We start from the raw sequence: 14,076 nt of genomic DNA on the forward strand, positions 1-14,076 counted from the left end.
GAAAGCCGGGACATAGCCCTTGGGAAGGCGGCTTGCAAACGAAAGAGATCGTTTCCAAAACGCGTTCAGATTTCGTCGAGCAAGATGCGGACTTTGGCAGCCAGGTCTTCGATAGCGAAGGGCTTTGGAAGCAGATGCTTGCCGGCATCGAGCACACCATTGTGAACGATTGCATTGCGCGTGTAGCCGGTGGTGAACAGCACTTTCAGCGCCGGGTATCGTCTCGACAGCTCGGCCGCAAGCTCGGCGCCGGTCATATCGGGCATGACGACATCCGTGAACAGCAGATCTGGAACGAAACCATTTTCGATCGTCCTGATCGCCTCTCTGGCACTGGCTGCCTCGATGACGACGTAGCCGAGTTCGCGCAGGCTTTCGGACGACATGCTGCGGACGCGCTCGTCGTCTTCCACGACGAGAATGGTTTCGTTCTGATGGCTCGCACCGGCGGGTATCTCTTGCTGCGACAGGTCCGAGCCCGCCTCCTCGCCGGCGAAGCGTGGAAGATAGATCTTCACGGTCGTGCCAACGTCGACTTCCGAGTCAATTTTGACATGGCCGCCCGACTGCCGCACGAAACCGTAGACCTGACTGAGGCCGAGGCCGGTGCCCTTGCCCACGACCTTGGTCGTGAAAAACGGATCGAACACCTTGCCGAGCACATCGGCCGGAATTCCCGTGCCGTTGTCCATCACGGCCACCAGAACGTACTGCCCGGGTCCGAGTGCATACTCGCGCGCATACTTTCGATCGATCGAGGCGTTGCTGGTTTCTATCGTCAGCCTGCCCCCCTTTGGCATGGCATCGCGCGCATTGACCGCGAGATTGATCACGGCGCTTTCCAGCTGGGCCGGGTCTACCTTGACCCGCCAGAGGCCAGCCGCCAGCACCGTCTCGAGGCGGATAAGCTCGCCGAGTGACCGCTCGAGCAACTCGCTCATCCCGCCGACCATCTTGTTGATGTCCACGACCTCAGGCGCGAGAGGCTGTTGGCGCGAGAACGCGAGCAGCCTCTGCGTCAACGTGGCTGCGCGATTTGCACCGTCGATCGCGCCCTCGATGAAGCGGTCTATGCTGACCTCTCCCCTGCCGAGCCGCCGCTTGGCAAGGTTCAAGCTGCCGAGGATCACGGCCAGCATATTGTTGAAGTCGTGGGCAATACCTCCGGTCAATTGCCCGACGGCTTCCATCTTCTGGGATTGCCGCAACTGCTCTTCGGCTTTCATGCGCTCGGCGATTTCGTCGGCAACACGTTGCTCCAATCCCGCATTGAGCGCCTCGAGCCGGGTCAAGAGCTGGGCGTTGTCGATAGCGGTGGCGGCATGGCCGGCAATACCAAGCAAGGCGGCCTCATGCTCGGCCTGGAATTTACCCGTCTCGGCGTGGCCGAAGAAAAGTCCGCCGAGGACTTCGCCGGTTCGCGAGATCACGGGGACCGCCAGGTAGGATCGGACCGGAAGATGGCCCTCGGGCATGCCTTTCCGCGGCACGTTCTTGCCATAGCGGGGGTCCTGCAGGATGTCGTCGGACCTCACCACGCCAGAGCCCTCAAAGGTCGGGCCAAAGACCGCGGTGTTGCGGGGCATCGGAAAGTTTTCAAACGCGGATCGCGGCGCACCCGACAGCGAATACAGCACGTAGCTGCCGCCATCCGGCGCCAGAACGTTGTAGAAAAAGGCGCCGAATTGAGCACCCGTGAGGCCGACGCCGGCATCCGTCACGATCTGGACGATTGTCTCGAGGCCGCGTTCGCGAGAGACCGAAGCCCCGGTATCATTCAGTATTCTGAGATGACGCTCGGTTTTCTTTTGCGCGGTGATATCCAGAACCGTCCCGATGAACCGAACAGCCTGGCCGTTGGCAAAGATGGCTTGACCGGTGGCGGCGATCCAGCGTTCGACGCCGTCCTCGATGCCGATGGTTCGGTATTCCATATTGTAATGTGCCGGCGCGTGCGGCGTCAGAGCTGCGGACACGGCCTCGTGGGCGCGCTGCCTGTCCTCGGGATGAAGGCCCTTCAGGAACGACCCTTCATAGCTGACTTCGGCGTCGGCGGGTAAACCGAACACCTCCCTGCAGCGGTTATCCCATCGAAGAACGTTATTGACCGGGTCGTAGTCCCAGGTGCCGATACCAGCGGCGTTGTTCGCAAGCGTCAGTCGTTCGGCAGCCTCCCGCGCGGCCTGCTCCGATCGGACGCGCTCGATGTGAGCCCACGACCGCTCGGTCACCTCGGTGAGCAAGGCGAGCTCCCGCGGCGTCCACTGGTGCGGGCCCCGGTGATGAATCGCCATCAGGGCGGTCAGGCGCCCTTCTTTCACCAGGGGCATGCAAATCGTCGAGCCTATCCCGATGTTCTGGAAAGTGGCGGCTTCCTCAGGCGCAAGCTCCTTCAAATTATCGTTGATGATAAGGGGCATGCCGGCGCCGAGCTCTCGCACCGCCTTCTTGCCGAAGTCAGCCAGACTGTAGTGCCCGAGGATATGCACCGCGCCCGGCGCCGCCCAATCCCCGCGGATGGTGAAGCCGTCCTGGTCGGGATCCATATCGGCATAGGCGCAGCTCGATACGTCGAGATGCTCGCCAAGCATCCTGGTCGTCACCTTCATCACGCCGTCGGCATCACGGGTCTTGGCCGTCTCCTTGTTGAGTGTGTCCAGGAAAAGCAGCCGGGCTTCGTTCTCCCGGACGGCCGTCTCCGCACGTCGGCGCTCTACGGCCGTGCGCGTGCGCTCGGCAACATCGCGGATAAGCTCCAGCTCTTCGGGGCTCCATTCGCGCGGCCTGGCATTGTTCAGATACAGCAGCGCCACCACCCCGTCGGGTTCGGAGATCGGCATGTTGACGAGCGCGCGCGCAGAGATCGCCTCGAGAGCCTCGGCACGATCGCCGACGCGAGGGTCTTTTTCCGCATCGGCACAGATGACGGTCTCGCCCCGCTTGAGGTCTTCGATGTAGCTGCCATAGTCGCGGAAGCGCAGCACGCCTGCGAGGCTCAGGATGCCCGGTGCGTTCCAGTCGCGGACAATGGTGATGGTCTCGGCTGAGGTGTCGACCGTGCCGTAGCCTGCCCTGCTGACGTTCAGGCTGCGGCCAAGCAGCTCTGCCGCGGCATAGGCGAGATCGTCCGGATTGTTGATCTCTCGGATGTAGTCGCCGAGCGTGGCTAAGACGGAATTGCGATCGGCCGAGCGGACCCCGGTCGCTGTCGTCATTGGTCTTCCCCTGCCACTTTCCTGGCTCCACGATGAGCCAGTGTTTGATCGTCCCGCTGCTGCTCGCTTCGACCGTGAGCCCGCCTGACCCTGTGAGTGATGCAGGCAGGTGGCACAAATTGTCTGCGCGATAACCGCATGATGGCATTTAGGTTCCCGTCATCACCGTCCCCTGGAAGCCTGGCCATCGACCCGGACTTCCACCAGGTCGGTCCAGCTGCCGCTAGGCGGCTCCAAGCCCCACGCCCACCCTACACCGGCGTATAGATCACGAGCTTCAGCGCCGGATCGTCGTTGGCCTGAAAGCTCGTGTGCTCGAACCGGAGCACGCCCTTGGTCGGATGGTTCATGGTCTTGAGGCCCGCGGCAGTGCTGCGGATCTCGTGCGCTTCCCACCATTTGACGAATTCCGGACTGCCCTGGCGCAGCCGCGTCAGCAATTCCGTAAAGGCGGGATCGCCGGCCCAGACGTCGTGAGTGGCGCGAAACATCGCAACCATGCTCTTCGCGACATCCGCCCAGCCGGCACCGTAGAACTTTCGCGTCTGCTTGTTCGTCAGCACCAGCAGCAGCGTGTTGCGGTCCTGCTCGGGCAATTGTCCGAACCCGAAGATCTCCTCGGCCGCCGCGTTCCAGGCCAGCACGTCCCAGCGCCGCCCCGTGATGTAGGCCGGCTGCTTCAGGCTTTCGATCATCCGCCGAATTGGCGGCGGCACGATCTCGCGCGTGAACGCGCGCCTGTCGCCGTCGCGGGCCAGTGCCTTGAGATGGGCGTGCTCGGTCTTGCTGAGGCGTAGCGCACGCGCCAGCGCGTCGATGGTGGTGACCGAGGGGCTGACGGTGCGCCCCTGCTCGAGGCGGATGTACCAGTCGACGCCGATGCCGGCGAGCTGCGCCACCTCCTCGCGGCGCAGGCCCGCGGTGCGGCGCCGCCGGCCGGCAGGAAGCCCGACCGTCTTCGGCGACAGCTTTTCGCGGCGGGACCTGAGAAAGTCGCCGAATTCGACGCGGCGTGGGTCGGCCATGGTGACGTGCCTCGATGGAGGGCCTGGGCAATACTAGGATAATACCAGGCCTTCCTGGACCTGGGAAGGCGGTGCATATGGGCATCACCCGAACATGAGGTGACCACCATGAAAGCCGCCGTACTCAAATCCCTGGGATCTCCGCTCGTCATCGAGAATGCACCCGAACCGGTGCTCGGCACGGGCGAGGTCATCGTGGACGTCATCGCAACGCGGGTGCTGTCCTACATGAACGAGGTCTTCAGCGGGGTGCGCAACTATGCGCTCGAGCTGCCGATCATCCCCGGGCCTGGCGGCATCGGCCGGGTCCGCGCCATCGGCCCGGACGCGACGAAGCTCAGCGTCGGCAACTGGGTGTTCTGCGACCCGACGGTGCGTTCGCGCGATGATGTCGTTTCGCCCGACATCGCCCTGCAAGGCCTCACGGCCGCCGGTGCGGGCGGCATGCGCCTGCAACAGCATTTTCGCCACGGCTCGTTTGCCGAGCAGATGCGGGTGCCGACGGAGAACGTCAAGCGGCTCGGCACGATCACGCCGGAGGACGCCACGCGATGGTGCGCGCTGGGGACGCTGCTGGTGCCCTATGGCGGCTTTCTCGCCGCCAACCTTCAGCCCGGCGAGACCGTGCTGGTGAGCGGCGCCACCGGCAATTTCGGCAGCGCCGCCGTCTCGGTCGCGCTCGCGATGGGCGCGGCCTGTGTGGTCGCACCCGGCCGCAACGACGAAATTTTGGCCGACCTCGTCCGGCGTTTTGGTGACCGCGTGAAGCCGGTCAAACTCACCGGCAACGAAGACGACGACCGTGAGCGCATGAAGCGAACGGCGCCCGGACCGATCGACTGCGTGCTCGACATCATGCCGCCCTCGGTGAGCACGAATGTCGTGCGCGCGGCGATCATGACGGTGCGCGCCTACGGCCGCGTCGTGCTGATGGGCGGCGTCGGCATGGCCGGCGGCGCGGGGCTCGAACTGCCCTACCCCTGGATCATGCGCAACTGCATCAGCATCCACGGCGTCTGGATGTACCCGCCGGATGCGGCAGGCGGCCTGATCGCGCTGGTGCGCGCGGGACTGCTCAGGCTGGAGGAATACGAGGCCACCGCCTTCGATCTCGACCATGCCAACGAGGCCGTGGAACATGCGGCCGCCAATGGCGGACCGTTCAAGTTGACGGTGATCCGGCCTTGAGCGCCCCGGGGAGCGCCATTTTTTCGTTAGTTCGCCCAAGCACTTGGCTACTGTGCATGGGGTTGTTTTCGAGGGTTTTTACTCGAGCTCGACCACCTGGCCGTTCGACAGCGACACGCGGCGGTCCATGCGGCCGGCGAGCTCCATGTTGTGGGTCGCGATCAGCATGGAGACCTTGGTCGCCTTGACGAGCTGCATCAGGGCCTGGAAGACGTGGTCCGCGGTGTGCGGATCGAGATTGCCGGTCGGCTCGTCCGCAAACAGCACCCGCGGAGCATTGGCCACCGCGCGCGCGATCGCAACGCGCTGCTGCTCGCCGCCCGACAGCTCGGACGGACGGTGCGTGATGCGCTCGCCGAGGCCGAGATAGCCAAGGATCTCCTTGGCGCGCTTGACGCTCTCGGATTTCTTGAGGCCGCGGATCATCTGCGGCAGCATGACGTTCTCCAGCGCCGAGAACTCCGGCAGCAGCCGGTGCGACTGGTAGACGAAGCCGATATCGGTGCGGCGAAGCTGAGTGCGCTCGATGTCGGGCAGTTGCGAGGTCGGCGCGCCGTTGACGTAGACCTCGCCGGAATCGGGCGCTTCCAACAGCCCCGCGATGTGCAGCAGAGTCGATTTGCCCGAGCCGGACGGCGCCACCAGCGCGACGGACTGGCCCGCCCACAGCGCGAGCTTGGCGCCGTCGAGGATCGTCAGCGGCACCTCGCCCTGCAAGTACTGCCGCTTTATCTCGTGGAGATAAATGACCGGTACATCTTCCGCCCCCTGCTGCTCCATCAGCCCCTCACTCGTACCGCAGCGCTTCGACGGGATCGAGGCGCGCGGCGCGCCAGGACGGATACAGCGTCGCCAGGAACGACAGCGTCAGCGCCATGATGACGACGGCCGAGGTCTCGCCGATGTCGATCTCGGCGGGCAGCTTCGACAGGAAATACAGCTCTGGCGAAAACAGCTCGGTGCTGGTCAGCCAGGACAGGAATTGCCGGATCGATTCGATGTTGAGGCAGATCACCAGCCCGACGATGAAGCCGACCATCGTACCCACCACGCCGATCGAGGCGCCCGTGATCAGGAAGATGCGCATGATCGAGCCTTGCGAGGCCCCCATCGTGCGCAGGATCGCGATGTCGCTGCCCTTGTCCTTCACCAGCATGATCAGGCCGGAAACGATGTTGAGCGCCGCGACCAGCACGATCATGGTGAGGATCAGGAACATCACGTTGCGCTCGACCTGGAGCGCGTTGAAGAAGGTCGAGTTGCGCTGACGCCAGTCCACCAGGAACACCGGCCGGCCCGCTGCCTCCGTCACGGCCTGACGGAACGCGACGATCTGATCCGGATTGGTGGTGAAAACCTCGATCGAGGTGACGTCGTTGCTGCGGTTGAAATAGGCCTGCGCCTCCGCGAGCGGCATGAACACGAAGCCGAGATCATACTCCGACATGCCGATCTCGAACACCGCGGCGATCTTGTACGGTTTTATGCGCGGTGTCGTGCCCATCGGGGTGACCGCGCCCTTCGGCGCCACCAGGGTGATGCTGTCGCCGGCGTGCAGCGACAGCTGGTCAGCGAGGCGCCGGCCGATCGCGACCCCCTGCCCGTCGTCAAAGCCCTCGAGCGAGCCCTGCTTGATGTTCTTGGCGATCGAGGTGAGGTTGTTGAGGTCGTCGGAGCGGATGCCGCGCACCAGGACGCCGGAGGCGTTCCACGGCGATGAGGCCAGCGCCTGGCCATCCACCACGGGCGCTGCGAGCCGGATGCCCTGGACCTGGCTGAGGCGGTCGGCGACGTCCTTCCAGTCCGTCAGCGGCGATTCCAGCGGCTGGACCAGGATGTGGCCGTTGAGCCCGAGTATCTTGTCGAGCAGCTCCTTGCGGAAGCCGTTCATGACGGCCATGACGATGATCAGCGTCGCCACGCCCAGCATGATGCCGAGGAAGGAGAACCCGGCGATGACCGAGATGAATCCCTCCTTGCGGCGCGCCCGTAAGTAGCGCGCCGACAGCATCCACTCGAATGGCGCAAAAGGCGCGGTTTGAACGGTTTCGGTCATGGTCTCATCCATCGCTCGATAGTCCCATGATTCGGGGTCAAATGTGGCCGGATTGGCGGCCGCGATCTCGGGCGATGAACAATATTCAGCCGACCCAGCCTTATCAGCCCACAAGTCTTGCGACCGCGTCCGCAGGCGACATGGTCTCGCGGGCGCCGTCACTTCGCCGCTTGAGCTCGACCTTGCCGTCGGCGAGCCCTTTCGGGCCGATCATGATCTGCCAGGGGATGCCGATCAGGTCGGCGGCGGCGAATTTGGCTCCGGCGCGCTGGTCGGTGTCGTCGTAGAGCACGTCCACGCCTTTGACGGACAGCTCCGCATAGAGCTTCTCGCAGGCCGCATCGACCGCGGCATCGCCCTGCTTGAGGTTGAGAATCGACACGCGGAACGGGGCAACCGCCTCCGGCCATTTGATGCCGGCATCGTCATGGCAGGCCTCGATGATGGCGCCGAGCAGGCGCGAGACGCCGACGCCGTAGGAGCCGCCGTGGATCGGCACGTCGACACCGTCGGGGCCCGCCACCAGCGCCTTCATCGCGTCGGAATACTTCGTGCCAAAATAGAAAATCTGCCCGACCTCGATACCGCGGGTGTTCACCCGCTTGTCCGCGGGCACTTCCTGCTCGAAGCGCGTGGCGTCGTGAACGTCTTCCGTCGCCGCATAGACCGAGGTCCATTGCTTGATGATCGGCGTCAAATCGCTCTCGTAGTCGACGTCCGCGCCCGGCACCGGCAGGTCGAGCACGTCGCGATTGATGAAAACGCCGGATTCGCCGGTCTCGGCGAGCACAATGAACTCGTGGCTGAGATCGCCGCCGATCGGGCCGGTCTCGGCGCGCATCGGGATCGCCTTCAGCCCCATCCGCGCGAAGGTGCGCAAATAGGCGACGAACATCTTGTTGTAGGCGACGCGCGCCGCGGTCTCGTTGAGGTCGAACGAATAGGCGTCCTTCATCAGGAACTCGCGGCCGCGCATCACGCCGAAGCGCGGGCGCTGCTCGTCGCGGAATTTCCATTGAATATGATAGAGATTCAGCGGCAGGCTCTTGTAGGACTTCACATAGGCGCGGAAGATCTCGGTGATCATTTCCTCGTTGGTCGGACCGTACAGCAGCTCGCGCTTGTGCCGGTCGGCAATGCGCAGCATCTCGGGGCCATAGGCATCGTAGCGGCCGCTCTCGCGCCAGAGGTCGGCAAGCTGGAGCGTCGGCATCAACAGTTCCAGCGCACCGGAGCGGTCCTGCTCCTCGCGCACGATCTGCTCGATCTTCTTCAGGACGCGGAAGCCGAGCGGCAGCCAGGCATAGATGCCGGCGGCCTCCTGCCGGATCATGCCGGCACGCAGCATCAGCCGATGCGAGACGATTTCAGCCTCTTTCGGATTTTCCTTCAGGATGGGCAGAAAGAACCGCGACAACCGCATGGCAATACTCGAGGAATCAGTGATGGCTTGCAGTGAAACCGGATTGGGAGCCAAAACACAAGACCGGGAATGAGGAAAACCCGCTAACACAGCGGAATTCCTGTCATTTTTCCGTCGACTTCACCTTCGACGCGAGGTGCCGAAGAGCCCGGTTCAGGGCGCCGCCACCTCGAACTCATCCTCCAGGGTGATCTTCTCGAAATCGGTCACGAGCGCGTCGATCCGCACATGCCAGCGGCCCGCAAAGGGCAACTCGACCTTGCGCACGTGCCAGTAGCGGTCCAGCCCGAGCGAGGCGTTCCGCTCCATCGGCTCAATGCCACGTTCGGGCAGGCTCAGCGTCAGCGTCACCTCGTTGGCATCGAGAACCGCCCCCTCGCCAGTCATGAGCTGCAGGACGAAATCGTCGATACCCGCCTTGCCCGGCGAGACCAGGACCTGAAACATCGCCCTGTCGGTGTGGATGTGGATCGCCAGCGGCGCCTCCGGAGCGATCGTTCGCGGCGGCGGCGTGAAACGCCAACCGGCCACGACGGCGAAGATGCCTAGCGCGATGGCGCATTCGAGTACGATCGAGCGCTTCAGGCTCTGCGCGGCCTTGAGATCCCCTGCCGGTGTCAGGCGAAAGCGGTTGAGCGCGGCAAGCGCCAGCAGCACGAGGACCAGTGCAAGCTTGATCGAGAGGATCAATCCATAGCGGGTCTCGACCAATGCAGACGGCTTTTCGAGCTGGACGATGGCGAGCGCGAGGCCGGTCAATGCGAGAACGCCAACGGCCGGCGCCGCGATACGAGAAAAGCGGTTCACGACGGGCAATGTCGCGACGGGTCGCTTTGACAACAGGGCGCCCAGCGGCGCGAGGGCCCCAATCCAAAAGGCGACACCGAGGCCATGGAGAAAGATTGCGGGCCGGGTCAACAGTTCGGGCGGTGCCGTAGCAGCGTGCCCGGTCATGGCCAGCGACAAGCCGACGCCGACGAAGGCAATGATCGCCAGAGCGCGCGCGCACCACGCGCTGCCTAGCGCCAGCAATGCGAACAGCATTGCAGCGACGGCCACGAGCAAGGCCGGGCCCGCGCTGGTCCCGGATGCGACTTTCCAGGGAGCCATCGTCGCGAGAGCGGATAGCGGTAGGCCGAGGAGATCCAGCCCCAGCACACCAAGGGACACCACCGCGCTCGGGAAGCCGATGGCGAGCGCCACGCACGGGATGGTTATGCCGGTCATCGACCACGCAACCCAGCGTGCAAAGAAAACGCCGCCGACGCCGACGAACAGGCCAAGATAGAGACCGACTCGCGCCAGCCAGATCAGCACGTTCAATCCGCCATCGGCGTTTGCGGGAGGTTGCGTTCCCGTCGGCGTGCCGATCGAGAAAATCACCGATCCAGCGACGGGATGGCCATCCTGCGAGATCACGCGATAGCTGACGACGGCCGTGCCTTGCGGCAGGTCCGCCGGCATCGCGACCGAGATGGTCGCGCCCGATGCGTCGACGCGCACGTCATCCCGCGCCGTGCCCGCGCCGTCGATCAGCCGGATCGCGCCCGGCGTCACCGTCTCGTTGAAGCGCAACTCCACCATCTTCGGCGCGCTCGCGAGCATGCTGCCGCTCGCCGGCTCGACCGCGACCAGCGCCGCGTGCGCCGAGGCGCCGGTCGCGAAGCCGACAACGAGGAGCAGCGTCGCGAGCGCGGCGAGCAGGCGCATCAGGGTTTCGGCAGGAGTTTCACGCCCGGCGCCGGCGATTTGCTCTCATGCGAATGCTCTGCCCCCTCCGCGGGGATCTCGATCCAGCGGCTGACGCCGGTCTCGCATTCCTGGACGACGGGGAAGTACAGGATCGTGTTCGGCTTGAGCGTGTCGGTCAGGGCCGTGTGCATGACGAACTCGTCATAGTTCTTGTCCGGCAGCTTGCCGCCAGACCAAGTCACCTCCTTGACGCCGGAGGAGAGCTTGTTGCCGTGATAGTCGTATTCGCCGGCGTATTTGCCCTCGACCACGTCAACACTCCAGCCCGCCTTCGGCATCGGTTTCACCGCGATCACGCCTTCCGGGATCTGCACCCGGATTTTCACCGTGGGCGAGCCCGCGCAACCGTGCGGGACGGCGAAGACGGCCTTGTACGATCCCCCCACTGTCGCCTGCTTGCCTTCGAGGAAGACGTGCGCAGTTGCCGGCGTTGCCGCAAATACGCCCAGAACAATCAGCCAGGTTCGCTTCGACATATTGGGTCTCCCGAATGTCCAGATCACGCTCGTCACATCTTCATTCCCGAATGATCAGGCATTTTCTTCATCATGTGCCCACTGTCGCCGGGCGCCTGCGCGCCGACGCCTTGGACGTCGAGGGAGACGGCGACCTTGCCGGCCTTCTCGAACTGAAGCGTCACCGGCACCTTGTCGCCCTGCTTGAAGGGGCCCTTCAGCTCCTGGAGCATCAGGTGGTAGCCGCCGGGGGCGAACTTCACCGTCTTGCCGGGATCGATCACGAGCCCCTTGTCGAGCAGGCGCATCTTCATCACGCCATTGTCCATCGCCATCTCGTGGACCTCAGCCTTCCCCGCGATATCGGCGGAAACGCTGACCAGCTTGTCTGCCACTGTGCCCTTGTTCTCGATGGTCAGATAGCCGCCGGCCACCTTGGCTCCGCCTGGTGTCGCCCGGCTCCACGCCTGCGAGATGATGAGATCGCCGGCCTTGATGTCCTCGGCCTGCGCGACGGCACAGGCGGTCAGCAACAGTGAAATTGCAAGGAGAGTTCGTCCGATAGTCTTCATGTTGATTGCCTCTTTCGCGATTGATCGGGCCGAGAATGGCCCTGCATTCTTCCACGACGATTTTCCACCGCCACCCGCATCGGCATTCGGAATGCCGGCCTGCGGCGGAGCGAACATAGACCCAAGTGCCATTTGCACGTCACCATCGATACCTCATTCCAGCATACACTGCCCGTCCCGTGCCCGGCTCAAACAATGCTGACGTCGCCGTCGCTCGATCGATGATGCTCGCGCTGGCTATGTAGGTCTTGTTGGTGAGATTGCGCCCCTCGACGTAGGCAGACATCGGGCCACCATTGTCGAAGCCGGCTTTCAATCCCAACAGGGCGTAAGGCTCTGTCGTCAGCGTGTTCATGCTATCGACGAAGTAGGCCTGTGGCACCCATTCGACGTTGGGTCCAACATAGAACCCGGTAGGGTGCTTGTAGAGAAGCTCCGCACGCAGGTAGTGAGTTGGGGCTCCCGGCAATCGATTGTTTCCGAAGGTCGGATCTTTGTCGAAGCGGAAGTCGTTGAACGAATAGGCGACATTCAGCCAGAGCTTGTCCGGCGCCGGGCCATTGACGAAAATGTCACGAAAGATTGCTGCGCCCGCGCCGGCCTCGATGCCTTGATGGATGGTGCGGTCGGCGTTGGTCACATTGCAATTGCCGAAAGTACTATAGAGGCATTGCAATTCGTCGCGAATGTTGGCCCGGTAGGCCGTCAGTTCCCAGGCATAATCAGATCGCTTCATGCGAGTCCCGATTTCGTACGTGGTGGCAATCTGCGGGCGGATGCTGGTGAACGGGATCGTCGGAATGCCGAGACCGATCGCGCTTTCGCCAAAGCTCGGCACCTCGGCACTCCGCGAGACATTGGCGAAGGCCTGCCAGGCCGGATCGATTTGCCACAACAGACCGCCTTTCGGTGACCAGAGATTAAAGCGCGTCGCCCCCGATTGATCCCCGTCGCTGAGGAAACGATCCTGCCGATTGCGGGTCGCGTACAGAAATTGCGTGCCGCCGATCAGCGCAAGATTTGGAAGGACGTAGAAGCTGTCTTCAACGTAGGCGGAGGTATTCTCCGACCGATCGATCGAGGAAGAAAGCAGTGCACCCTTCTGCCCGCCAATATTGGCGAACTGCTGGTTGTCGATGCTGCCGTTCAGCACATTGACGCCTGCGACCAACTTGTTGCGGAAGCCGCCAATGGTACGGTCATCCGTGATCTTCGCGAATCCGCCGTAGTCCTTGTAACGGTAGTCCAGCCACTGGAAAATCGGGTGCATCAAATGCCGATCGATGCCAAAGGCGCCGAATTCGACTTTGGTGTCATCGAAACGAACGGTGGTTTTGTTGGCGAGCCTGACAGTATCGATGTTGCGCTGCTGATCCATCGCAACATTCGCAGGTGCAGCAGCTTCCGGATCGGTCAAAGCGGACGTTTTGGTCACGGTACCCGGAATTCGCTGCCGCACTTCGTTGGCATTGAGGTAGAACCGTGTCTCGACATCCGGGGAGAACTGATACCCAACATTGCCGCTCAAGCGGTTGCTCGAGCCGAAGCTGTGATCGCGAAATCCGTCTGCGGCCTGCGTGGAAGCGGTCACGAACCCGTCCCACGGCCCGTTGACGCCGCCTGCGTTCGCCTGAAGTCGTTTGTAGCCAAATCCTCCGACATCGAAGGACACACCATTCGGAAACGAGTCGCGGCCGGTCGGGGTCACGAAGTTGATCGCGCCTCCCAGCGAATTGGCGCCGAACTGAAGCGCGTTGCCGCCCTTGAAGACTTCGACATATTTGTAGGCGCTCGGATCGATCTCCTGGAAATCGCCATAGCCATCCGCAGTGTTGATCGGAATGCCGTCCATATAGAGCTGCACACCGCGCAGATGAAAATTGCGCGACAGGCCGGACCCGCGAATCGAAAGGCGGGTGTCGTCGCCCCATTTGGGCTGGGCGTACACGCCGGGCACGTAATCCAGAACATCCTTGATCGTGTTGGACGGCGTCGAGTTCCTGTACACCTCGGCCGACACGAGCGCCACGCCGCCCGGAGTCTGGTTAATCCCCGCCAGCGCTTGTTGCGCCGTCAGAACCGTCAGGGCACCCGGAGCCCCGGCACTCTGTTCGCTCGCGGTTTGCTGCGGCGATGGGGTCGTTCGCGGGCTTCGCGTGACGCGCGCCGATCGCGCCGTATTGCGTGGCGGTCGGACCGCCGACGCGCGCTTCTGCTGAGGCGCCTCGACGGTGATTGGCGGCAACACTGCGCTGCTGCTTTGGGCAAAGGCGCCGCTCGACGATGCAAGCAGCGCGGCCTGAATGGCAACGACACTCACACCACGGCGGGCATGACAACGTAACATGGGGCATTCCTGACGCCGGGCGTTCTCTCCGGCCATTCGACAG

General features: G+C 63.4%; 10 protein-coding genes. 1 reads left to right on the forward strand and 9 read right to left on the reverse strand.

Going from position 1 to position 14,076, the window contains the following annotated elements; translation table 11 throughout:
• Nucleotides 1-65: 65 nt before the first annotated feature.
• Entirely contained in the window at nucleotides 66-3,215 is a 3,150-nt protein-coding gene (locus IVB45_RS20130) for a GAF domain-containing protein (protein ID WP_247356310.1), read from the reverse strand.
• Between the two features lie 251 nt (nucleotides 3,216-3,466).
• Nucleotides 3,467-4,240, reverse strand: coding sequence for a helix-turn-helix transcriptional regulator (locus tag IVB45_RS20135; RefSeq protein ID WP_027567168.1), 774 nt, complete (start codon nucleotides 4,238-4,240; stop codon nucleotides 3,467-3,469).
• Between the two features lie 108 nt (nucleotides 4,241-4,348).
• On the opposite strand from IVB45_RS20135, the gene IVB45_RS20140 reads away from it, so the two are divergent.
• Nucleotides 4,349-5,428, forward strand: a complete 1,080-nt coding sequence (locus IVB45_RS20140; RefSeq protein ID WP_247356308.1) for a zinc-binding alcohol dehydrogenase family protein — start codon at nucleotides 4,349-4,351, stop codon at nucleotides 5,426-5,428.
• A gap of 78 nt (nucleotides 5,429-5,506) precedes the next feature.
• On the opposite strand, the gene IVB45_RS20145 is transcribed toward IVB45_RS20140, so the two are convergent.
• From IVB45_RS20145 to IVB45_RS20175, 7 genes are all read right to left on the reverse strand, one after another.
• On the reverse strand, nucleotides 5,507-6,208 hold the full coding sequence (locus IVB45_RS20145; RefSeq protein ID WP_018455056.1) for an ABC transporter ATP-binding protein: 702 nt from the start codon (nucleotides 6,206-6,208) through the stop codon (nucleotides 5,507-5,509).
• Between the two features lie 7 nt (nucleotides 6,209-6,215).
• Complete coding sequence (locus IVB45_RS20150) at nucleotides 6,216-7,496, reverse strand: lipoprotein-releasing ABC transporter permease subunit (RefSeq protein ID WP_007603606.1); 1,281 nt, start codon at nucleotides 7,494-7,496, stop codon at nucleotides 6,216-6,218.
• A 91-nt stretch (nucleotides 7,497-7,587) separates the two neighbouring features.
• Nucleotides 7,588-8,907, reverse strand: coding sequence for a proline--tRNA ligase (gene proS, locus IVB45_RS20155; protein WP_247356306.1), 1,320 nt, complete (start codon nucleotides 8,905-8,907; stop codon nucleotides 7,588-7,590).
• A 153-nt stretch (nucleotides 8,908-9,060) separates the two neighbouring features.
• Nucleotides 9,061-10,617 (reverse strand): CopD family protein, encoded by a 1,557-nt coding sequence (locus IVB45_RS20160; RefSeq protein ID WP_247356304.1) that lies wholly within the window; start codon nucleotides 10,615-10,617, stop codon nucleotides 9,061-9,063.
• On the reverse strand, nucleotides 10,617-11,135 hold the full coding sequence (locus IVB45_RS20165; RefSeq protein ID WP_247356302.1) for a YcnI family protein: 519 nt from the start codon (nucleotides 11,133-11,135) through the stop codon (nucleotides 10,617-10,619). Before IVB45_RS20165 ends, IVB45_RS20160 begins: the two co-directional genes overlap by 1 nt.
• A gap of 32 nt (nucleotides 11,136-11,167) precedes the next feature.
• The gene (locus IVB45_RS20170; RefSeq protein WP_247356300.1) at nucleotides 11,168-11,686 is read right to left on the reverse strand and encodes a copper chaperone PCu(A)C; all 519 of its coding nucleotides are present in this window, start codon (nucleotides 11,684-11,686) and stop codon (nucleotides 11,168-11,170) included.
• Between the two features lie 139 nt (nucleotides 11,687-11,825).
• A complete protein-coding gene (locus tag IVB45_RS20175; RefSeq protein ID WP_247356298.1) occupies nucleotides 11,826-14,033 on the reverse strand; it encodes a TonB-dependent receptor in 2,208 nt (735 codons plus the stop codon).
• Nucleotides 14,034-14,076: the final 43 nt, after the last annotated feature.

Source organism: Bradyrhizobium sp. 4 (genome assembly GCF_023100905.1).
In the GTDB taxonomy this organism is placed as follows: Bacteria; Pseudomonadota; Alphaproteobacteria; order Rhizobiales; family Xanthobacteraceae; genus Bradyrhizobium.